At 67.4% G+C, this 21,858-nt stretch carries 17 protein-coding genes; 1 reads left to right on the top strand and 16 read right to left on the bottom strand.

What is annotated here, in order from left to right; translation table 11 throughout:
* Positions 1 to 16: 16 nt before the first annotated feature.
* Together GF068_RS26895 and GF068_RS26890 are read right to left on the bottom strand one after the other, a co-directional pair.
* Complete coding sequence (locus GF068_RS26895) at positions 17 to 1,963, bottom strand: HEAT repeat domain-containing protein (protein ID WP_153822337.1); 1,947 nt, start codon at positions 1,961 to 1,963, stop codon at positions 17 to 19.
* Positions 1,964 to 1,995: 32 nt separating this feature from the next.
* Positions 1,996 to 3,483 carry a glycosyltransferase gene (locus GF068_RS26890; protein ID WP_170319700.1) on the bottom strand — a complete coding sequence of 496 codons (1,488 nt, stop codon included), beginning with the start codon at positions 3,481 to 3,483 and terminating at the stop codon, positions 1,996 to 1,998.
* A 266-nt stretch (positions 3,484 to 3,749) separates the two neighbouring features.
* Here GF068_RS26890 and uvrA point away from each other — a divergent pair, with 266 nt between their 5' ends.
* Positions 3,750 to 6,674: an excinuclease ABC subunit UvrA gene (gene uvrA / locus GF068_RS26885; protein WP_153822335.1), complete on the top strand. Its 2,925-nt coding sequence runs from the start codon at positions 3,750 to 3,752 to the stop codon at positions 6,672 to 6,674.
* Between the two features lie 3 nt (positions 6,675 to 6,677).
* On the opposite strand, the gene GF068_RS26880 is transcribed toward uvrA, so the two are convergent.
* The 14 genes from GF068_RS26880 to GF068_RS26815 all read right to left on the bottom strand — a co-directional run bounded on the left by GF068_RS26880 (position 6,678) and on the right by GF068_RS26815 (position 21,600).
* Complete coding sequence (locus tag GF068_RS26880) at positions 6,678 to 7,226, bottom strand: response regulator transcription factor (RefSeq protein ID WP_153822334.1); 549 nt, start codon at positions 7,224 to 7,226, stop codon at positions 6,678 to 6,680.
* A gap of 2 nt (positions 7,227 to 7,228) precedes the next feature.
* Positions 7,229 to 8,587: an ATP-binding protein gene (locus GF068_RS26875; protein WP_153822333.1), complete on the bottom strand. Its 1,359-nt coding sequence runs from the start codon at positions 8,585 to 8,587 to the stop codon at positions 7,229 to 7,231.
* 125 nt (positions 8,588 to 8,712) lie between these two features.
* Positions 8,713 to 9,243, bottom strand: a complete 531-nt coding sequence (locus GF068_RS26870; protein WP_170319699.1) for a cytochrome C oxidase subunit IV family protein — start codon at positions 9,241 to 9,243, stop codon at positions 8,713 to 8,715.
* 19 nt (positions 9,244 to 9,262) lie between these two features.
* Positions 9,263 to 9,943, bottom strand: coding sequence for a cytochrome c oxidase subunit 3 family protein (locus tag GF068_RS26865; protein ID WP_153822332.1), 681 nt, complete (start codon positions 9,941 to 9,943; stop codon positions 9,263 to 9,265).
* The gene (gene ctaD, locus GF068_RS26860) at positions 9,943 to 11,580 is read right to left on the bottom strand and encodes a cytochrome c oxidase subunit I (protein ID WP_153822331.1); all 1,638 of its coding nucleotides are present in this window, start codon (positions 11,578 to 11,580) and stop codon (positions 9,943 to 9,945) included. Before ctaD ends, GF068_RS26865 begins: the two co-directional genes overlap by 1 nt.
* A gap of 18 nt (positions 11,581 to 11,598) precedes the next feature.
* Positions 11,599 to 12,555: a cytochrome c oxidase subunit II gene (gene coxB / locus GF068_RS26855; protein WP_153822330.1), complete on the bottom strand. Its 957-nt coding sequence runs from the start codon at positions 12,553 to 12,555 to the stop codon at positions 11,599 to 11,601.
* Complete coding sequence (locus GF068_RS26850; RefSeq protein ID WP_240807492.1) at positions 12,552 to 13,406, bottom strand: SCO family protein; 855 nt, start codon at positions 13,404 to 13,406, stop codon at positions 12,552 to 12,554. The genes coxB and GF068_RS26850 overlap by 4 nt, the downstream gene beginning before the upstream one ends.
* The gene (locus tag GF068_RS26845) at positions 13,406 to 14,089 is read right to left on the bottom strand and encodes a hypothetical protein (protein ID WP_153822329.1); all 684 of its coding nucleotides are present in this window, start codon (positions 14,087 to 14,089) and stop codon (positions 13,406 to 13,408) included. The genes GF068_RS26850 and GF068_RS26845 overlap by 1 nt, the downstream gene beginning before the upstream one ends.
* Positions 14,086 to 15,321: a hypothetical protein gene (locus GF068_RS26840; RefSeq protein WP_153822328.1), complete on the bottom strand. Its 1,236-nt coding sequence runs from the start codon at positions 15,319 to 15,321 to the stop codon at positions 14,086 to 14,088. The genes GF068_RS26845 and GF068_RS26840 overlap by 4 nt, the downstream gene beginning before the upstream one ends.
* Complete coding sequence (locus tag GF068_RS26835) at positions 15,318 to 15,929, bottom strand: c-type cytochrome (protein WP_153822327.1); 612 nt, start codon at positions 15,927 to 15,929, stop codon at positions 15,318 to 15,320. Before GF068_RS26835 ends, GF068_RS26840 begins: the two co-directional genes overlap by 4 nt.
* On the bottom strand, positions 15,926 to 16,492 hold the full coding sequence (locus tag GF068_RS26830; RefSeq protein WP_170319695.1) for a quinol:electron acceptor oxidoreductase subunit ActD: 567 nt from the start codon (positions 16,490 to 16,492) through the stop codon (positions 15,926 to 15,928). The genes GF068_RS26835 and GF068_RS26830 overlap by 4 nt, the downstream gene beginning before the upstream one ends.
* Entirely contained in the window at positions 16,485 to 18,011 is a 1,527-nt protein-coding gene (gene nrfD, locus GF068_RS26825) for an NrfD/PsrC family molybdoenzyme membrane anchor subunit (protein WP_153822325.1), read from the bottom strand. Before nrfD ends, GF068_RS26830 begins: the two co-directional genes overlap by 8 nt.
* Positions 18,008 to 20,995 (bottom strand): TAT-variant-translocated molybdopterin oxidoreductase, encoded by a 2,988-nt coding sequence (locus GF068_RS26820; protein WP_153822324.1) that lies wholly within the window; start codon positions 20,993 to 20,995, stop codon positions 18,008 to 18,010. The genes nrfD and GF068_RS26820 overlap by 4 nt, the downstream gene beginning before the upstream one ends.
* The gene (locus tag GF068_RS26815) at positions 20,992 to 21,600 is read right to left on the bottom strand and encodes a cytochrome c3 family protein (protein ID WP_240807465.1); all 609 of its coding nucleotides are present in this window, start codon (positions 21,598 to 21,600) and stop codon (positions 20,992 to 20,994) included. Before GF068_RS26815 ends, GF068_RS26820 begins: the two co-directional genes overlap by 4 nt.
* Positions 21,601 to 21,858 lie beyond the last annotated feature (258 nt).

The raw sequence follows: 21,858 nt of genomic DNA, 5'->3' as shown, positions 1-21,858 counted from the left end.
CGGAGAGGCCACACCTTCAGGCCGCGCTCTCGCCCGCCTCCTCCCGGAGCACTTTTCCGGTGGTTCGTCGCGACGCACCATTCCGCTCCGACGGCACGGGCGCCTCCGAGGATCGAGGCCCCCGCCGGTCCTCGCTCGCGGGCCCTCGGCCGAGCGCCCGCGACGCCTCGAGCACCACCTCCGGCGACGGATCCGAGAGCGCCCGCACGAGCGCGGGCACCGCGAGCCACCGCTCCTCCGCCTGCGCCAGGCTCCGCGCCGCGAGCGCGCGCGCCTCCGCGGACGGGTCGCTCATCACGACCTCCGCGAGCGCCGCCGTCGCCTCGGGCCCGCGCCGCTCCGAGAGCTCCAGGATGGCCCGCACCCGATCCTCGAGCCGCGCCGCGCGCCTCGCTGCAATGGCGAACCGCGACAAGGTCACCCCCCTGCGGCCGCTCTCGGAGGGGCGCGCCGAGCCCACCTTCGCCTCGAAGGCCCGAAAGATCCCCTCGCCCTCCTCGTCGCAGAGGGCCCGCGCCTCCGCCGCGAAGGCCGGCTCCGAAAGACAGACCCGCGCCTCGGCGATCCACGTCTCCACGCCCGCGAGCGCCCGCGCCACGATCCACGCCGCCTGCGCGACGCCCTCGGGTTTGTCGCGGCCGAGCAGCACCTCGACCGCCTCGCCCCCGATCCGACCGAGCGCGATCGCCGCGCTCTGCCGCGCCTCCGCGGCCGCGTCGTCGAGCCCCCGCCCGAGCACCACCACGTGCCGCGACAGACCCAGCTCCCCGAGGATCCGGAGCACCCCCGCGCGCACCCCCGCCGCCTCGTGCCGCGCCGCCGCAATGATCGCCTCGGACAAACCTGCGCGGCCCACCGCCACGAGCGCCGCGCGCGCCGCCGCGCGCCCCTCGGCCGAGGCCTCTCCCAGCGCCGCGGCCCAGGCCGACACCATTCCAAGCCGATCCATCGCGAGCGCCGCGCTCCTCCGCACGTCGTCACAAGGATCGAAGAGCGCCCGCTCGATCGCCGATCGATCCTCCGGCGCGAGGGCCGCGAGCGCGTCGACGGCCCGCGATCGGACCTCGGAGTCCGGGTCCCCGAGCGCGGCCACGAGCGTCGCCACGACCTCCTCGTCGCCGACCCGCGCGAGCGCCGCCGCGGCCCGCGCGCGCACGGCGCCCGAGGGATCTCCCAGGACGGCCGTCACGAGCGGCCGCGTGGCCCGCGGATCGCCGATATGCCCGAGCGCCTCCGCCGCGGCCGTCCTCGCCGCCGCATTGCCGTCGCCGAGCTGCGCCACGAGCGGCAAGGTCGCCCCCGGATCGCCGATTCGACCGAGCACCCGCGCGGACCAGGTCCGCGCCTGCGCGCGCTCGTCGTCGAGCATTCTCACGAGCGGCCGGACCGCCTCCGCTCCGAATGAAAGGAGCGCCTCGGCCACGACCTTCGCGCTCCCCTCGCCTTGCGACGCGAGCGCCTCGCACAGGTGCGGGATCACCGCGATGTCCGGGATCGATCCAATGGCCTCGGCCGCCGCGAGCCGCACCGTCGTGTCCTCGTGGGGGTCCGTCAGGGCCGAGGCGAGCGCGGGGCTCGCCGACGCGGCGCCGAGCTTGCCGAGCATCCGCGCCGCGTGCGCCCGCTCGTTCCACGATTTCGATGCGCGCAGCGTCCGCTCCCAGGCCGCGCGCAGGCCGAGCTCCTCGCATACCGCGGCGCAGCGCGCCTCCTCGTCGAGCGCCTGCGAGAGGGCCGCCTGGATCGTGCCTCGATCGAAGCTCTGCGCGAGCGATCGCGCCACGCGCGCGGCCGGCTCGACGCGGAGCCTCTCGAGCACCTTCCGCGCGGCCGCGAGCCGCTCGACCGCGCGCCGCTCGCGCCGCCTCCGCCAGACCTCGCGCCCGATCACCGAAATGCCTGGCACGAGCGCGAGGATCGTGATCCCGAGCCCCACGTACAGGACCAAGACAAGGACACTCACCGTCTTCCCCCGATCCCCTGCGAAAACGTCCGTCAGGCCCGCGCAGCGGTGGCCGCCTGTGCAAACCCTTTGCGCCCGAACTTGTCCCAGCCCTTCTTCCCCTTCAAGAAATCGTAGAGCCCCCGGAGCTGCCAGAAAACGAGGTACTGTCGATACCCGAGGTTCGACAAGAACCCCACGAGGACGAGCTCCACCGCGTCCCGGGCCCGCGGGTACGGCACGAGCGACGCGGCGCCGGGGAGCCCCCGCCCGGGCCGCGCCGAGAACGTGCAGAGCACGATCGAGAGCGTCGACAGACAAAAATTCATGGCCATCGCGAGCCCCAGGAACGCGAGCAATGCCTTCCCGGAGAGCGCTCCGAAGAGGACCGTCAGCACGAGCAAGAGATACCCGATGCACTCGATCGGCGGCGCGAGGGCCTCGAACACGAGCTGATACGGCATCGCGAAGAGGCCGATCTGCCGGAACCGAGGCCGCAGCAGCATCGCCCGGTGATAACTCATGACCTCCCAGAGCCCTCGGTACCACCTTGCTCGTTGCTTTCCCAGGTCCCGATAATTCTCGGGCGCCTCCGTCCACGTGACCGCGAAGGGCAAACAGACGATGCGACCCGGCCTGCCCTTGTCGAGCAGATAGCGGTGGAGGCGCACCACGATCTCCATGTCCTCGCAGACGGTGTGCGCCCCTTCCGAACAGTATTCGATGCAGATCCTGGAGCGGACGTGGCGCGTGAGAAAGCCCCCGACCTCGAAGAGCACGTCGCGGCGGATCAAGGCGAAGACGCCGGACAAGATCAGGACCGCGTTGTCCTCGGACAGGGCCGTCCGCCCCTTCGCGAAGGACCGCATGTATTCCACGATCTGCAGCTTTCCGATGAGGCTCCCGGGCAGCGCGAGCTCCTTCACCTCGCCCTCGCGGATGATCGATCCATTCGAGAGCCCCACCTGCACCCCCACCGCCACCGTATCGTCCGGCGACTCCATCACCTTGCGGACGGCGAGCAGCAGCGCGTCCGGGACGAGCAGGCTATCGGCGTCCATGCTCGTCACGAATTCGCCCACGGCGACGCTCGTGCTCGCGTTCAGCGCGTCCGCCTTGCCGCCGTTCTCCTTGTCGATCAAGACCATGCGCTTGACGTTGTCGGGCAGCCCCGTCCGGCATTCCCACATCCCGCGCACCGCGGCCGTATCGAGCCCGCTCGCGCGCTCCAGCACGGCGGGGACGAACGGGAACGCCGAGAGCAACACCTCGACCGTCCGGTCCTTCGATCCGTCGTTGCAGATCACGATCTCGTAGGCCGGATACCGCAGACGGAGCTGCGATTTCAGGCTCTCGACGATCGTGACCTCCTCGTTGTAGGCGGGGACGAGCAGCGACACGACGGGCAAAAACGCGTCGCGCTCGGAGAGCGACGCGGGCCGGACGAGCTCGGCCACGAGCTCCCTGCGGATGCGCCGGTAGCTGACCAGGACGAACCGCAGGTTGATCAGGAAAAACACGGTCACGTACCCGACGATCACCAGATCGAGGATACGTAGCAGCCATACGAGCGCGCCCAATGATCACCCCCAAACCCCTCGGATCCCCTGTCAAGACGCAGGGCGCCCCCTGGTCCCCAAAGTCTCCGGGGTGGTCAACAAAGCGTCATTCTACCGTGTTTCACGTAACGCGGTATACACGGGCACACATTCGAATGGGAACGGACAAGGCGTTTGGGGAAGACACGGACGGACGGACGTGGTATGGGCGAGGCGCGCGCGATTCACCGAGGACAAACCACCGCCCCATGCGCAAGACCAGGACGAAGACCGAGATCCCCGCCGCACGCGAGCCCGATTTCATCGTCGTGAAGGGCGCCCGCGAGCACAACCTACGCATCGACGAGCTCGAGGTTCCCAAGCGCAAGCTCGTGGTCTTCACGGGACCGAGCGGCTCGGGTAAGTCGAGCCTCGCGTTCGACACGCTCTACGCCGAAGGCCAGCGCCGCTACGTCGAGACGCTCTCGGCCTACGCCCGCCAGTTCCTCGGCCAGCTCGATCGCCCCGCGGTCGAGCACGTCTCGGGCCTCTCGCCGACGATCGCCATCGAGCAAAAGAGCGCGTCCTCGAATCCGCGCTCGACCGTCGGGACGATCACCGAGATATACGATTACCTGCGCGTCCTGTACGCCCGCGCCGGCGAGCAGCGCTGCACGACCTGCGGCAAGCCCGTGGCCTCGCAGAGCGTCGACGAGATCGTCGAGACCTTGCTCGAGCTGCCCGAAGGCAGCCGCGCGACCCTGCTCGCCCCGCTCGTCGTGCACCGAAAAGGCGAGCACAAGGAGGTCTTCGAGGACCTCGCGACGCGTGGCTTCTCCCGGGTGATCGTGGACGGCAAAATGGAGAAGCTCGATCCCCTTCCCCGCCTGGACAAGAAGCTCTGGCACGACATCTCGCTCGTCGCCGATCGAATCACGATCCGCGGCGAGGACCGGCCGCGCATCGCCGAGAGCATCGAGCTCGCGCTGCGCGAGGGCAAGGGCGAGATGATCGTCGAAATCGAAGGCGAAAAACCCCGCCCGTTCAGCCAGGCGCGCACGTGCTGCGGCAAGAGTTATCCCGAGCTCAGCCCGCAGAGCTTCTCCTTCAACAGCCCGCTCGGCATGTGCCCGAAATGCAGCGGCCTCGGCACGCGGCTCGAGGCCGATCCGGACCTCGTCGTGCCAAACCCCGCGCTCTCGCTGCGGGAGGGCGCGATCGCGCCCTGGGCCTCGGCGATGTCGCGCGGCGAAGGCTGGACGTTCCGCATCGCGGACGCCGTGGCGAAGGCGACGGGCGTGGACCTCGACGCCCCCTTCGGAAAACTCCCGGCGAAGAAGCGCGAGCTCATCCTCTACGGGCTCGAAGGCAAGAAGATCGCCGTGCAATGGGGCAAGGAGGGCTCGGAGAGCCACGGGACCTTCGGCATGAAGTTCGAAGGCGTCATCCCGAACCTGGAGCGGCGCTTCCGCGACACCACGAGCGACATGGCGCGCGACGTCTACCGGAAATTTTTCCGGGAAATGCCCTGCGACGCCTGCGAGGGGAAGCGCCTGCGCCCCGAGACGCTCGCGGTCTTCGTGGCCGAGAAGAACATCGCCGACATCACCTCGATGACCGTGGGCGGCGCCGTTCATTTCGTGGACAAACTCGCCCTCTCCGGCGGCAAGGCCCGGATCACGGAGGGCGTGAAGCGCGAGATCGAAGCGCGGCTCGGCTTCTTGATGAACGTGGGCCTCGATTACCTGACGCTCGATCGCTCGGCGACCACGCTCTCCGGCGGCGAGGCGCAGCGCATCCGGCTCGCGAGCCAGCTCGGGAGCGAGCTCTCGGGCGTGATGTACGTGCTCGACGAGCCGAGCATCGGCCTGCACCAGCGCGACAACGAGCGGCTGATCGCGACGCTCCGGCGCCTGCGTGATCTCGGCAATACGGTGGTCGTCGTGGAGCACGACGAGGAGACGATCCGCGCAGCCGACCACGTCGTGGACTTCGGCCCCGGCGCAGGCCACGAGGGCGGTCGCGTGCTCTTCGCGGGCACGCCCGAGGAGCTCTGCGAGGCGAGAGGGAACGTGACGGGCGATTACCTCTCCGGCCGCCGTCGCATCGAGATCCCCGAGCTGCGCCGCAAGCCCAATGGATGGATCGAGATCAAGGGCGCGCGCGAGCACAATTTGAAGAACGTCGACGCGCGGATCCCGCTCGGCGTGTTCTCGGCGGTGACGGGCGTCTCGGGCGCGGGGAAGAGCTCGCTCGTCAATGGAATCCTCCTGCCAGCGCTGAGCCGCGCCCTGCACGACGCGACGGGCACCGTGGGCGCGCACGATTCGATCGAGGGCCTCGACGCGCTCGACAAGGTGATCGCCATCGATCAGCAGCCCATCGGCCGCACGCCCCGCTCGAACCCGGGCACGTACACGAAGGCCTTCGACCACATCCGCGAGGTCTTCGCGCTCCTGCCCGAAGCGAGGGCGCGCGGCTGGGACTCGGGGCGATTCAGCTTCAACGTGAAGGGCGGCCGCTGCGAGAGCTGCCACGGCGACGGCGTCGTGAAGGTGGAGATGCATTTCCTCGCCGACGTCTACGTCCCCTGCGAGGTCTGCGGCGGCAAGCGGTACAACGCGCAGACGCTCGGCGTCCGTTTCAAAGGGAAAAACATCAACGAGGTGCTCGAATCGAGCGTGGAGGAGTGCCTCACGATGTTCGAGCACCACGTGGCGCTGAAGCGAATCCTGACGACGCTCGTGGACGTGGGCCTCGGCTACATGAAAATCGGCCAGCGCGCGACGACCCTCTCGGGCGGCGAGGCGCAGAGGGTCAAGCTCAGCCGCGAGCTCGGAAAAACCCAGACGGGTCGCACGCTCTACGTGCTCGACGAGCCCACGACGGGCCTGCATTTCGAGGACATCCGGCGCCTCCTGGTCGTGCTCTCGCGGCTCGTCGACGCAGGAAACACGGTCGTCGTGATCGAGCACAACCTCGACGTGATCAAATTCGCCGACTGGGTGCTCGATCTCGGCCCCGAAGGCGGCGCGCGCGGCGGCCGCGTCATCGCAGAAGGCACGCCCGAAGCCGTGGCGCGCGTGTCCGAGTCCCACACGGGGCGCTTTCTGGCGGAGATCCTCGGGCGCGAGGAAACCAAAGCCGCCAGAGCCAAGGCCAGGAACGGCAAAGCCGCGCGGGCACACGCCTGATCGTCAGGACGATTTCTTCAATTTCCGTTGCAACGTGCGGCGATCGATCCCCAGGAGCTTCGCCGCCACCGCGATCACCCCGCCAGAATCCTTCAATGCGGCGTTGATCGCGTCGCGCTCGAGCTCGTCGAGCTTGTACGTCGTCCGGCTCGACGGCGGCGACGACGAGAGCGGCGCGCGCGGGCGCTCGAACAAAACCGTCGCCTCGCGCAGCAGCCGATCCGCGTCGATGGGCTTCGTCAGCAGCGTGTCGGCGCCCTCGCGCACGGCCGCCACGGCGAGCGGGATGTCCCCGAATCCCGTGAGCATCACGATCGCCGCCTCCGGGCACAGCCGACGCAATCGCGGCAGGGCCGAGAGACCGTCGACGCGCGGCATGCGATAATCGACGACCACGAGATCCACCGGCGCGTCTTCCAGCGCGACGAGCCCCTCCTCCACGGTCGCCGCCGTCCGCGCCTGCACCCCGCGTCGCCGCATCGCGCCCTGGAGCGTCGTGCGAAATGCGTCGTCGTCGTCGATGAGCAGCGCTGTCTCGATCTTGCGAGGCATCTTCACACCTCCGAATCACGCGACGCCACACGGCGCGCGAGCCGGATCGTCACCCTTGCCCCGCCCTCGCCCCTGTTGTCCACGCTCAGCGTGCCGTTCATTCGATCGAGCAGCACCGAGCTCACGTAGAGCCCGAGGCCCATCCCGCCCTCGCGCTCCTTCGTCGTCTGGAACGGCTCGCCGAGCCGCGCCAGGATCTCCGGCGCGAACCCCGGACCGCTGTCGTCGACCATGATCTCGGCGTGATCCCCGCCGTCCCGCACCACGATGTGGATGCGCGGCTTCAGCGTCCGCACCATCGCCTCGGTCGCGTTCGTCAGCACGTTGACCAGCACCTGCAGGAGACCGGCCGGCATCACCGTCACGTGCACCGGCTCCGGCGCGTCGATCGTGATCTCGCCCCGGTACGCGAGCCGCCGCAGCTCCTTGCCCGCCATCTCCATCACCAGCTTGCCGAGCTCGACCTCCTCGCGCCGCTGGTCCGGCCGGATGTACCCCCGCACGAGCCCGATGATGTCGCTCGCCCGCTGCGCCTCCCCCGCGATCGTCCGCGCGAGATCGGACGCGTCGGGCGGGCCGTCTTTCGTGAGCTCCGACAGCTCGCGACCCGCGAGCAGGATCGTGGCGAGCGGCGTCGAGAGCTCGTGCGACATGCCGCCGACCACGCGGCCGAGCATGGCGAGTTTGTCGTTCCGCAACGCGCGTTGCCGGAGCTCGTCCAGCCTGCGCGCGTAAACGAACAGGAAAACCCCGAGGAAACCAGCCACGGACGCGAGCGAGACGAACGCGCCGAGGTGATGGACGCGCTCCTTGCCGAGCGGCGCCGAGGCGAGCGGCAGCGGCTCGGCGACCGAGACGAGCGCGCCCACGGCCACGGTCAGGCCCGCGATCGCGAGGATCGCGCGGCCGCCGCACAACAGACCCGCGAGCGCGATCTGAAAGACGAGGAACGCAGCAAACGGGTTCCCCGTGCCACCCGTGACCCACAGGACGGCGCCGAGGGCGAGGACGTCGAACGCGATCTGACCGGCGACGAGGCGTCGCTCGTGGCGCAACATGCGGCCGAACCCGAACGCGAAGGCGCCGTTCAGGATCACCAGCACGCCCAGGATCAGGAACACCGGGCCGACGGCGAGCTCGGGGACGAACCATCTCCCCGTCGCTGTGGTGGCGCCCATGCCGAGGATCGCGAGCCAGCGGAGCTGGATCAACCACCGGGCCGCCATCCCCTCGGGGATGGGATCCGCGCTCGAGAGGACGTCCCGGACGAAGAATCGTCCTCCGGGGGCTGCGGCGTTCGACACGCGCGCCGTCCCCGGCTCGACGATCTCGATGGGGGGGACGGAGACGCGGGCCGACATCGGGTCGCCAGACTATGGCGAGTCGGAACCCGGTGTCGAGCGGTTCGCGGCTCCGAGGGGCTCGGGGAGGTGGGGGTCGCGGCTCGGCTTGTCCGAACGCGGCCCCCGAGCGGGCGCGGGAGGGATCAGTGTTTGGCGGGGACCGCGGCGGGCGCGGCCGAACCGGCGGCCGGAGCGGCCGAACCGGCGGCCGGAGCGGCCGAGCCGGCGGCGGCGGGCGCGGCCGCCTCCTTGGGAATGGCGACGTCGCCGATGCGCTGGCCCTTGAACGGGTCCTTGATGTCGATCGGGTTGTGCGCCTCGATCGACTCGGCTTCTCCGCGGTACTGCGTGTCGCTCATCGTGATGCCGATGAAGACGGCCAGGAAGATGAGGGCGGAGATGAAGATGATCGAGTGGAACTTCTGGTCCCACCTGAGGTGCATGAAGATGAGCGCGACGACCGACGCCTTGATCGTGGCGATCAGGAGGGCGACGATCAGGTTGCCCGTGTGGCCGATGTCCACGTAACTCGCCGCCACGGTGACGACCGTGAGGAAGAGCAGCGTGGCGAACGTGGCGATGTAGACCTTGAACGGCAGCACGTGCGGGACGTGATCGCCGTTCGCGCTCCCGTGACCGTGACCGTGGTCGTGCTCTGCGTGCGAGGTGCTCATGTGCGCTCTGCTCCGGGGTTCAGCCGACCAGGTAAAGGAGCGGGAAGAGGAAGATCCAGACGAGGTCGACGAGGTGCCAGTAGAGGCCGACGTTCTCGACCGGCGCGTAGTAACGGCTGGAGAACTCGTTCTTCTGGTTCCGGAGGAGGATCCAGAGGATGAGGCCCATGCCGATGACCACGTGGACGCCGTGGATCCCGGTCATCATGAAGTAGATGGCGAAGAAGATGCCCGGATGACCGGACGCGAAATCCGCCGCCGTGAAGTTCCCGCCGGGCAGGAGCCCGTCGTGGATCTTGTGGCTGTACTCGAAGTACTTGACCACGAGGAACATCGCCGCACACGCGAGGGTGATCGCGAGCAGGGCGGTGGTCTTCTTGGTCTCGCTCTTCTGCGCGGAGCGCACCGCGAGCGCCATCGTGAAGCTCGAGGTGATCAGCACGATGGTGTTGATACCGCCCATCACGCGATCGAGGTGGTGGTGCGCCTCGACGAACGACGGGAAGTACTTGCTCCGGAAGATGGCGAAGGCGCAGAACAGGCCGCCGAACAGCAGGATCTCCGTCACCAGGAAGAGCCACACGCCCATTCGACCCGCGTCGAACTGCGTGTCCGCCTTGTCGAAGTGGTGGGCGACGTGGAACTGGGGGGAGAGCTTCTGCTCCCCGGCGCCGCCCAAAGCCTCGGCTTTCGCGCTCATCAAGCAGTCTCCTCAGCGGGACGCTCGTACGCGTCCAGCGTCACGATGGGGGCCTTCTCGAAGTTCTCCGTGATCGGCGGCGACTGCGTCTGCCACTCGAGCGTCGTGCTGTCCCACGGGTTCGCCGGCGCGGGCGCGCCGTTCTTGAGCGAGCGCGCGAGGCAGATGAACGTGATGAGGAAGCCCGTGCCCAGGACCCACGAGCCGTACGTCGAGAACGCGTGCAGCGGCTGGAACTGGTCGAGGTAGTTGTAGTAGCGGCGCGGCATGCCACGCGTGCCGAGGATGAACTGGGTGAAGAACGTCCAGTTGAAGCCGATGAACGTGAGGGCGAAGCCCACGCGCGCCAGCTTCTCGTCGTACATCTTTCCCGTCATCTTGGGCCACCAGTGGTGGAGGCCGCCGAAGAACGCGATCGCCGTGCTGCCCATCATCACGTAGTGGAAGTGGGCGACGACGAAGTACGTGTCGTGCAGGTGCAGGTCGACGCTCAGCGTGCCGAGGAAGAGGCCCGTCAGGCCGCCGATCGCGAAGAGGAAGAGGAACCCGATGCCGTAGAGCATCGGGACCGTGAACCGGATCGACCCGCCCCAGAGCGTGCCGAGCCAGTTGAACATCTTCACGCCGCTCGGGATGGCCACGAAGAACGTGAGGAAGGAGAAGATCGCCGAGGAGAGCTCGCTCTGCCCCGAGACGAACATGTGGTGGCCCCACACGAGGAACGACACGAGGGCGATGGCCACGCTCGAGAACGCGATCGCCTTGTACCCGAACACGCGGCGCTTCGAGTGCGTCGTGAGGATCTCCGTCGCCACGCCCATGCCCGGCAGGATCATGATGTAGACGGCCGGGTGGCTGTAGAACCAGAAGAAGTGCTGGAAGAGGACGGGATCACCGCCGAGCGTCGGATCGAAGATGCCGATGTGGAAGGCGCGCTCGAAGATGAGGAGCAGCAGCGTGATGCCGAGGACCGGCGTCGCGAGCACCTGGATGATGCTGGTCGCGTAGAGCGACCAGAGGAAGAGCGGCATGCGGTACCAGCTCATCCCCGGGGCCCGCAGCTTGTGCAGCGTCACGATGAAGTTGAGCCCCGTCAGGATGCTCGAGAACCCCATCACGAAGACGCCGAACGTCGCCGAGATGACCGACGTCGTCGACACGCCGGAGGCGTAGGGGACGTAGAAGGTCCAGCCCGTGTCCACGCCACCCGTCACGATCGCCGCGAGCATGAAGACCGCGCCGATCCAGAACAGGTACAAGCTCAAGAGGTTGAGCTTGGGGAAGGCCACGTCCTTCGCGCCGATCATCAGCGGCAGGAAGAAGTTGCCGAGCGACGCCGGGATCGACGGGATGATGAAGAGGAACACCATCGCCGCGCCGTGCAGCGTGAACGCCTGATTGTACATCGTGGCGTCCATGATCGTCTTCTTCGGCGTCAGGAGCTCGAGACGCACCAGCAAGGCGAAGATGCCGCCGAGGCCGAAGCCCACGAGCACCGACACCAGGTACATGATGCCGATGCGCTTGTGGTCGACCGTCGTCAGCCAGGACCAGACGCCCGCAGTTTGGTTCAGGTAGTTTTTGCCTCGAACTTCGGGCGCGTGCCCGAGTTCGTCGACCGTAGCCGTATTTGCCATGATCGAGCCTCCGATTCCCTACTGGACCGTCTTCAGGTACGCGATGAGCGCGTCGATGTCCGTTTCCTTGAGCAGGCCCTTGTAGGTCGGCATCACCGCCGGATACCCCTGGACCACCTTCTTGTTCGGCTCGAGCAAGCTCTCGCGGATGTAGTTCTCGTCGACCTTCACCGACGAGCCGTCCGCGATCTGCTCGGTCCGACCAAAGATGCCCTTGAACGTGGGGCCCTGGATGCGGGACCCATCGAGCGAATGGCAGGTGTTGCAGCTACGCGTCGTGAAGAGCTTCTTGCCGAGCTCTGCCGGGGGAAGCGGCTTCTCCCCGGGGAGGAGGCCGGTCTCCTGCCAGTTGTCGTAATCGGCCTTCTCCATCACCCGGACCTTGGCCATCATGTCCGAATGACCGACGCCGCAGTACTCCGTGCAGAACAGCACGGTCTCGCGGTTCTCGATCGCCTCGAACCAGACGGTCGTGTACATGCCCGGCACGACGTCCTGCTTCACCCGGAACTCGGGCACGAAGAAGCTGTGAAGGACGTCCTTCGAGCTCATGATGAGCTTCACGGGCTGGCCCTTGGGCACCACCAGCTCGTTCACGCTCACGTTCCCGTTCGGGTACGTGAACGTCCACATGTACATCTCCGCCGTCGTGCGGATCTCGAGCGCATTGCCCGGCGCGACCATCGCCTTCATCCAGCCCTTGAGGCCCACGAAGAAGAGGCCGATCACGAGGATCGTCGGGATGATGGTCCAGGAAATCTCGAGCGTCGTGCTGTGGGTGACGTCGCTGAGCTTGTCCTTCGGGCCGCGTCGCTTGTACTTCCACATGAAGTACGCGAGCGCTCCCATCAGGGCAACGAACATCACGACATCCAGCCAGTAGACGATGTAGTACGCAGTATCGATTTCCTCTGCGATCGTCGAAGACTGTTTCGGCATCCAGAACGAGCCGAGGTCGATCGGGTCAAACGTCATGCCAGAGCTCCATCCGCCGACTTCGACGCGCGGCGACGCTCACGCCGCCAGAACCCGAGGAGCATACCCCCGAGTCCCAGCACTGTGAACGCGCCACCCGCCTTCATCAGACGCCTCGTCGCGAGGACGTACTTGTTTTCGCCGGAATCGTAATGAAAGCAGAACAGGAGCACGCGACCCCACGCGGTCGCGAGCTTGCCCTGCGACGCCTCGAGCAAGGACAACTTCAAGTCGTTCGAGGCAAAGTTGAGCCCGTACAGCGTCCGCGAGAGCTTGCCCTCGGGCGTGAATACGAAGGCCCCTGCCGCGTGCGCATACTGCTGCGTCGCCTCTTCCCAGCGGTACCGGAAGCCCACCGCGTCGGCCAACCGACGCACCTGGGCCTCCTCCCCCACCAGGAACTCCCACCCACGCTCCCCCACGGGACGCCCATACGCGCCGACGTACACGTCGCGCTTCTTGCGGGCCATCTCGGGGGTGTCGCGAGGATCGAAGCTCACGACGACGACGCGGTACTCCTTGCCCGCCGTCCAATCGAGGCCCTTCATGCCCTGCATCAGGCCATTCACGACCAGCGTGCAGAGCATCGGACACTCGTAATACGCGAGCACCAGGATCACCGGGTGCTCGCCGTCGAGGTAGCTGCCCAGCGTGACGTCGCGCCCCTCTTGATCTCGGAGCTTCACGTCCGCCGGAAGGTCGGCGCCGGGTCGCTCCTCGATGTCCACACCAACGAGCTCCTTCGGCAACGCCGGATCCCCCGCGAGCGCCCGCGAAGCCGGCGCAAGCGTGACCACGGCCGCCGTGAGCGCGGCAGCGAAGAACATAAGGAAGCGGCCCGGACGAACCATCACTGCTTGGGCTCCTCGGGCTTGTCCTCGGGCTTCTTGTCCGTGGCCTCGCCCTTCTTCTCGCCCTTCTCCTCGACCTTGGCGCCGTCCTTCTTCTCCTCGACCTTGGCGCCGTCCTTCTTCTCCTCGCCCTTGTCCTCGCCCTTGTTCTCCTCGGGCTTGTCCTGCTGGGGCGCGGGGGCCGGCTCCTCCTTCAAGGGCTCGGGCGCCGGCTGCCGATAGGCCGCGATCGTGAGCTCCATCGCGCGATCCGTCGGGATCCGCACGACGCCGTCCTTCTTGCTCACCCACTGGTAATGCGTGAGCTTCTGCTGCTCGGCGGCGCGAAGCGCCCGAAGGTCGCTCGACTGGAGCGAGAGGACCTTCTCGTGGAGCTCGCTGTCCACGTAGTAGTTGAAGATCTCGCGCACCGCGACGCACATGACCACCACGACCACGCAGGTGACGACCGTGACGAGCGCGATCAGCCCGTTGCGGGGCCTGTCGTCCTCGACCGGGTCGTGCCCGCCGTGCCCGTGGCCGCCGCCGTGCGCCTCGTCGCCGTGACCCGCGTCGTGCGCGGAAGCCTCGGCGCCGTCCTCGCGCTCCTCGGAGGTGGATTCCTCGTCGCTCGAGGACACCTTCGAGGTCTCCTCGGCAGCGGCCTCCGCGCGGCCCTGGTTCTTCTTCTTCTTCTTGCTCATGGATTGTCCACCTTCACGGTCTCGGCGAGCCGAGGATCACGGAGCGGGTAGAGCGGTCCCTGCGCAGCCTGCCGCGCAACCAGGAACGCCGCGATGCCGAGCGGACCGAGCAGGCCGCAGATGTCCACCACGCTGAAGTGGAAGTGGTGGTCGAACGTCGGCATGACGAGCCAGTAGAGGTCGACATAGTGCATGACCAGCATGATCACCGCGCCGAGCGAGAGCACCGCCCCGTGCCGCTTCGCGTGCCGCGAGAGCAACAGCAGGAACGGGATCACGAAGTGGCCGAAGAAGATCGCGAGGCTCACCTTCGCCCACCCCGCGTCGTCCCAGCGGTGGTGGTACCAGATCGTCTCCTCGGGGATGTCGGCGTACCAGATCAGCAGGAACTGCGAGAAGCCGATGTACGCGAAGAAGATGACGAACCCGTGGAGCAGCTTGCCGATGTCGTGCCGATGCTCGACCGTGCTGATCTTGCGGAAGTAGCCGCGCTGCTGGAGCTGCACCGTGATGAGCGCGAGCACCGACAGCGAGCTCGTCGCGCAGCCCGCGAACACGTACACGCCGAAGATGGTCGAGTACCAGTGCGGGTCGAGGCTCATCACCCAGTCGAACGCCGCGAACGTCGTCGTCAGGGCGAAGAGGATCATCGCCGGGGCGCTCGCCGCCTGCATCTTCTCGGTGAGCTTGAGGTCCCCGCTCTCGTCCTGCGCCCGGCTCGTGCGGACGAAGTAGAGCCCGAGGGCCGCCCACACCACGAGGTAGAGCACCGACCGGCCATAGAAGAACGACGGGTTCAGATACCCCGCCTTCTTCTGGAGGAGCGGATCCGTCGCCGCCTGGGGCCCCATCCAGTGATGGTAGAGGTCGTGCGCCCAGAGGAAGATCGGGATCGCGAGCACCGCGACCGCAGGGAGCAGGCTCGCGAGCCACTCCATCTGCCGCCGCGCCGCCACCGACCAGCCCGCTCGCGCGAGGTGCTGGACCAGCACGAAAAACAGGCCGCCGAGCGCGATCGTCGCGACGAACAGGAAGCCGACGAGGTACGAGAACGCGAACCGCTTCGCGTCCATCGCATACCCGGCGCCCGCCGCCACGACGCCCACGACCGCGAGCCCCATGCCCGCCTTCGTGAGCGTGTCGCCCACGTCTTTCGGGAGCTTCCGAGCGTCGTCGGTCTTCGCCTTGCCGCCCGAGGCCCGACCTGCGGTCATCGCCGCCGCCTGGCTCATTGCGCGTCTCCTTCCGGCTCGATCGCGCTGCGCTTCTCGGCAGGCACGTCGTCGATCGAGGCATGCTGGCTCTTGCCGAGCACCCTCACCCACGTGACGATGGCCCACCGGTCGGCCACCGGGATCTGCTTGCGATAGCCCGGCATGTTGCGGACGCCGTGCGTGATGGTGTCGAAGACCTGCCCGTCCGGCATCGTGAGGACACGCTCCGACGCGAGATCGACCGGCGGGGGGAACCCGCGCTGCACCACCATCCCGCGGCCGCTGCCCGACATGTCGTGGCAGGGCGCGCAGTAGATGTTGAAGCGCTCCTCGCCGCGGCGGACGAGCTTCTCGTCCACCTCGGTCGGCACCCGCTTGACGAACTCGCCCTTCGCGTCCTTACCGCGGTAATACGCGTCGTCCTCGTTCAGGTAGCCGACCGGCACCGTCCCGTCGACGAGCGGACGCATCGCGCGGCCGTCCTCGAAGAGCGGGCTCGCCTCACCCCACTGGTACTTGGGCTGCCAGTCCATGTCTCCGAAGACATGGACCGGCGGTTCCTCGCCTTTGCCGCCGCGACAGCCGACGAGGGCCAGCGCGAACAGCAGGAATGCGGCGGGCCTCATTCCGTGACCTCCACGATCTCGCGCGCGCCGAGCTCCTCGAGGAGCTTCTTCGTCTTCGACGCGTCGTATTTGGGGTCCTTCGCCTCGACGGTGACGAAGAACGCGTCGTCCGTCGCCCGCGGGAAGGACGGGTGCTTCATCGACGGGTGGTAGAACATCGGCAGGCGGTTGATGCCCCACATGCCGAAGAACGCACCAAACGCCGAGAAGAGCACGGTGAGCTCGAACATGATCGGGATGTACGCCTGCCACGAGAACGACGGCTTGCCGCTGATGACGAGCGGGTAGTCGACCGAGACGAACCACGTCAGCGCGATCGCGCTGAGCAGACCCGTCGCGCCACACGACAGCACGATCCACGGCATCTTCGACGGAGGCAGCCCCATCGCCTTCTCGAGGCCGTGCACGGGGAACGGCGTCTGCGCGTCGAAGTGCTTGTACCCGGCGTTCTTGAGCTTCTCACACGCGTGCATCAGCTCGCCCGGCGTGAGGAAGTAGCCCATGAGGCCGAACGGCTTCGCCGACTCTTCCTCGAGCTCTTCGTGACGATGAGCCTTATCCACGGGACTCCTCCTCGTCCTTCTCCGAGTCGTTCGAAGCCTCCTCGCCCTCGTCGCCCTCGTCCTCGTTGCTCTCGTCGGCCTTCGCGCTCGCCTCCTCGTGGTGGTCGTCGTGCGCGTCGTGCCCATGGTCGTCGTGACCGCCGTGACCCGCGTGCGGATCCGCCTGCGGCATCACGCCCTTCACCTCGCTGATCGCCACCGCCGGGAGGAACCGGAGGAAGAGCAGGAACAGCGTGAAGAAGAGGCCGAACGACCCGAGGAACGTCGAGATGTCGAAGAGGCTCGGCCGGAAGTAGGTCCAGCTCGAGGGGATGAAGTCGCGGTGGAGGCTGGTCACGATGATGACGAAGCGCTCGAACCACATGCCGATGTTCACGAAGATCGAGATCACGAACATCGCCGGGATGCTGGTCCGGATGCGCTTGAACCAGAAGAGCTGCGGCGAGAAGACGTTGCAGCTCCACATGGTCCAGTACGCCCACTTGTACGGACCAAACGCGCGGTTGATGAACGCGAAGCGCTCGTACTCGTTACCGCCGTACCAGGCGATGAAGTACTCGATCGCGTAGGCGTAACCGACCATCGTCCCCGTGAGGAGGATGATCTTGTTCATGTTCTCGAGGTGCTTGATCGTGATCAGGCCCTCGAGACCGTACGCCTTGCGCGCGAGCACCATCAGCGACACGACCATCGCGAAGCCGCTGAAGATGGCGCCGGCGACGAAGTACGGCGGGAAGATCGTCGTGTGCCAGCCCGGCATGATCGACACGGCGAAGTCGAACGAGACGATCGTGTGCACCGAGAGGACCAGCGGCGTCGAGAGGCCCGCCAGGATCAGGTAGGTCTTCTCGTAGTTCAGCCAGTTCTTGTGCGACCCGCGCCAGCCGAGCGAAAAGATGCCGAGCACGATCGAGCGGACCTTCGTCTTCGCGCGATCACGCAGCGTCGCGAGGTCCGGCACGAGGCCGACGTACCAGAACAGGATCGAGACCGTCGCGTACGTCGAGATCGCGAACACGTCCCAGAGCAGCGGGCTCTTGAAGTTCGGCCACATGCTCATCTGGTTCGGTATCGGGAAGAGCCAATACGCGAACCACACGCGGCCGACGTGGAACACCGGGTAAATCGCGGCGGACATGACGGCGAAGATCGTCATCGCCTCGGCCGCGCGGTTGATGCTCGTGCGCCACTTCTGCCGGAACAGGAAGAGAATGGCGCTGATCAGCGTGCCGGCGTGGCCGATGCCGATCCAGAAGACGAAGCCGGTGATGTCCCAGGCCCAGAAGACCGTGTTGTTCAGACCCCAGATACCGAGGCCGTCCGCGACGAGCTTACCGAGCGAGCCGAGCAGGATGAGCAACACGCTCATCGCGACGCCCAGAAGGACCAGCCAAGTGGGGGTCGTCTTCTTCTCGACGATTCCCGCGACCGTCTCGGTCACCGCGTTGAAATCGCGGTGGCCGAGGACGAGTGGAGCACGCTTGCCGGGCGTGTCTTCTTGCAGGGCGGCGGTGGTCATGCCCCCTCCAGCTCAGGGTTGGGGTTCTTGATCTTGGCGAGGTACGACGTGCGCGGGCGGATGTTCAGCTCCTCGAGGAGCTTGTATCCGCGCGGCAGGGCGGCCCGCTTGGCCACCTCGCTCTGCTTGTCGTTGAGATCGCCGAAGTGGATGGCCTGCGCCGGGCAAGCCGCCTGGCACGCCGTCACCACCTCACCGTCGCGGAGGCGATCACGCCCCTCCGCCTTCGCGGCGATCTTCGCGCGGTTGATGCGCTGCACGCAGTACGTGCACTTCTCCATCACGCCTCGGCCTCGCACCGTGACGTCGGGGTTCATCTGCATCTTGTGCTGCTCGATCGTGTCCTTCGTGTAGTCGAAGTAGTTGAACCTTCGGACCTTGAAGGGGCAGTTGTTCGCGCAGTACTTCGTGCCGATGCACCGGTTGTACGTCATCTCGTTCAGCCCCTCGGGGCTGTGCGTCGTCGCCGCGACCGGGCAGACCTCCTCGCACGGAGCGTTCTCGCAGTGCACGCACATCATCGGCTGCGCCACGCTCGTCGGCTCGTCGAGGTTCGTCCCTTCGTAGTAGCGGTCGATGCGGATCCAGTGCATCTCGCGCGTGCGCCCCACGCTCTCCGCGCCGACGATCGGGATGTTGTTCTCCGCCTGGCAAGCGACGCTGCAAGCGTTGCAGCCGATGCAGGCCGAGAGGTCGATCGTCATGCCCCAGGCATGGCCCTGGTCGTACTTCCGCTCCTCGAAGAGGCTCAGGTACTTCTTCGGCGGCGGGACGACCTGCGGGCTCTCCTGGTACTTGACGTACGAGGCCTCGTGCACGAGCGGACGGCCCTCCGTGAGGAAGTGCTCCTGCGTCCGCGCGAGCTTCGCCACGCCGCCCGCCTTCGTGATCGACGCGCCGTCGGCGACGTGGAAAGCCGCGCTCGTGCGGAGCACGCCCGTCTCGACGCCGATGTTCTTGCCGACCCGACCGACCACGCTCCGGCCCTGACCGACGGTCAGGAGGATCGTCCCGTCCGCCTGCCCCGGCTGCACGAGCGCAGGGAGCGTCACGCTCGCGCCGTTCGCGCTCACCGTGACGAGATCCCCGTCGGCCACGCCGAGGCCCTTCGCCGTCGCCGGCGAGAGGGACGCGACGTTGCCCCAGGTGAGCTTGCCCATCGGATCGGGCAGCTCCTGCAGCCAGCCGTTGTTCGCGTAACGGCCGTCCCAGGTGTGGAAGTCGGGCTCGAAGACGACCTCGAGGTCGCCCTTCGGCGCCACGGCCTTCTGCGCCTTGATCGCCGCGCCGATCTTCGCCGCGTCGAGCTCCGCCGTCTCGGCCTGGAAGGCGCTGTCCTTCCAGAGCCCATCGTGCAGCGCGCGCCGGAAATCACGCTCGAAGTCGGCGACCAGCGACTCCGCCCCACGCCAGCTCGCGCGGACGAGGTCGTAGCCCTTGCGCGTGCCGCCGAGGAGGACCTCGAGGATCTCCGCGTCGGTCTTGCCGCCGTACATCGGCGCGATGAGCGGCTGGATGATCGCGCCCGTGCCGTCCTCGGCGCGGGTGTCACCCCAGCTCTCCAGCGCGTGCGCGCGGTTCAGGTGCCACGCCGCGGCCTTGCCCGTCTCGTCGACGTGCGTGCCGACGTGGACCAGCGTCTTGGCCTTGGTGATCGCGTCCCGAACGTCCGCGGGCGCGTTGAACACGGGGTTGCCGCCGAGCACGAGCAGCGTGTCGATCGCCCCCGCCTGGAGGTCCTTCCCGAGCGCCGCGACCTCGGCCGGTCCGCCCTTCACCTCGTCGAGCGGCTTCACGAACTTCACGGTCTTGCCGACCGCGCCGATCGTCCGATGGAGCGCGTTCACCAGCGCGTGCACCGCCGCCGGCTGCTTGCGACCGACGAGGATCACGACCGCGCCATTACGCTTGGCGACGTCGTTCGCGATGGCCTTGACCATCTTCGCCGCCTGCGGATCCAGCGCGGGAGCGCCGCCGAGCGCCGAGGCGATCTCCGCGGGCAGCTCCGCCTTCGCGGCCGAGGCGATCTCCTGCGCGAGCGCGAAGGCGATCGCCGGGATCTTCCGGCTCTGCACGCGCATCCGGTGATCCGCGTTCGTCCCCGTGACCGAGAAGGCGCTCTCGATCGCGTAGAAGCGGTTCATCGGCTTCTGCTTGTTCTCGGGGTTGCGACGCGACGTGAAGGCGCGCGCGTTCTTCACCGCGGCGCCGTCCGTGAGCAGGAAGTCCGCGTCGAGCGAGACCACGACGTCGGCCTCGCCGAGGTCGTAGACCGGCACGATCGCCTTGCCGAACGCGAGCTTCGCGCCCTCCTCGGCTGCGTCACGACCAAACGCCTCGTAACGCACGACGCGGGCGTCGGGCATCAGCTTGAGGAGCGCGTCGAGCTGCGCGGCCAGCGTGGGCGAGCGATGATCCTCGACGAGGACCGCGAGGCCCTTGCCGTTTTTCTTCTTCGCGTCATCGCCGAGCTTGCGCAGGAAGGAGCTCGCCTCGTCCCACGTGCGCGCCTCGCCCTTCTCCTGCGGGCTCTGGCTGCGATCGGGATCGTAGAGGTCGAGCACCGACGCCTGCACGAACGTGCTGGTCGAACCCAGGCTCTCGGGGTGGCGCGGGTTGCCCTCGATCTTCGTCGGCCGACCCTCGTGCGTCTCGACGACGAGGCCGATCGCGGAGCCTTGCAGCGGCATCGCGGTCGAGAAGAAGAGCGGCCTGCCGGGGACGATTTCTTCCGGCGCGCGCGCGTAGGGGACGATGACCTCTTCCGGCCTGCGGCAGGCCGCGAGGCCGCCGAGGGCCATCGAGGCGCCCATGATGGTGAGGAAGCTACGACGGCTCGTCCCTTGCGGAGGCTCTGCGGCGCCCTCCGGGAACTCGCGCGTGAGATCCTCTGCGAACGACGGCGACTTCTCGAACTCGTCGACGCTCCGCCAGTAGTTCTTTCCGGACGTATCCGGCTCGATGGGATACGGAGCTCGCTTCATCGGTGGCACCCCGAGCAATGAACGGGAGGCGAGACCTTGCGCTGAGACGGCGGCGCCGCGAGGTTCGCGACGCTCGCCGGCACGGTCTCGTCGACCATCTTGGTGATGTCCTTCGGATCGCGGAGGTGAGGCTCCGGGTTCCGATGACAGTCGAGACACCAGCCCATCGAGAGCGGCTGGGCCTGACTCACCTTGATCATCTGGTCGACGCGCCCGTGGCAGCTCTGGCAAGCCACCCCCGCGGTCGCGTGGGCCTGGTGGTTGAAGTACGCGTAGTCCGCCAGGTTGTGGACGCGCACCCAGGGGATGGGGTTCCCCGTCGCGTAGCTCTCCCGCACGGGGAGGAGCTTTTGACTATCCGTCTTCACCTTCGAGTGGCAGTTCATGCACGTCTCGGTGGGAGGGACGGACGCTTGGGCGCTCTTGTCGACGGCCGTATGACAGTAACGGCAGTCGATGCCGAGATCGCCGGCATGAAGCTTGTGGCTGTAGTCCACCGGTTGCGTGGGGGTGTAGCCAACTTCGACGTGCTTGTTGGTACCGTAGTACCAGAGGCCGCCGGCAGCCGCGGTGCCAAGCGGAGCAAGTACGAAGGCGGCTACCATCGGCAGCACCCGGTTGGACCACTTTGGGAATAGGTATCTCGCCATGTGGACGCTCGATCATCGGGAATTCCCGACGACGCGGGCGGGTTTTGCCGTCCCCAGCCGACGAGGGCAAGATGGCAAAGCGCCGCACGGCTGCGGCAACCTGCCGCACCCCCTCCCTTACGGTCCGACGAACGGTTGGTCAGGCCACAGGTTGACGGGGATTTGATGGGAGAAGAACGTTCCGTAGGGGGACGTTCGAGGTTCGCCGGGTCC

This window comes from Polyangium spumosum (assembly GCF_009649845.1).
GTDB classification, from domain to species: Bacteria; Myxococcota_A; Polyangia; order Polyangiales; family Polyangiaceae; genus Polyangium; species Polyangium spumosum.
Note: the sequence above shows the minus strand (reverse complement) of the source record. Positions and strands in the feature narration are given on the sequence as shown.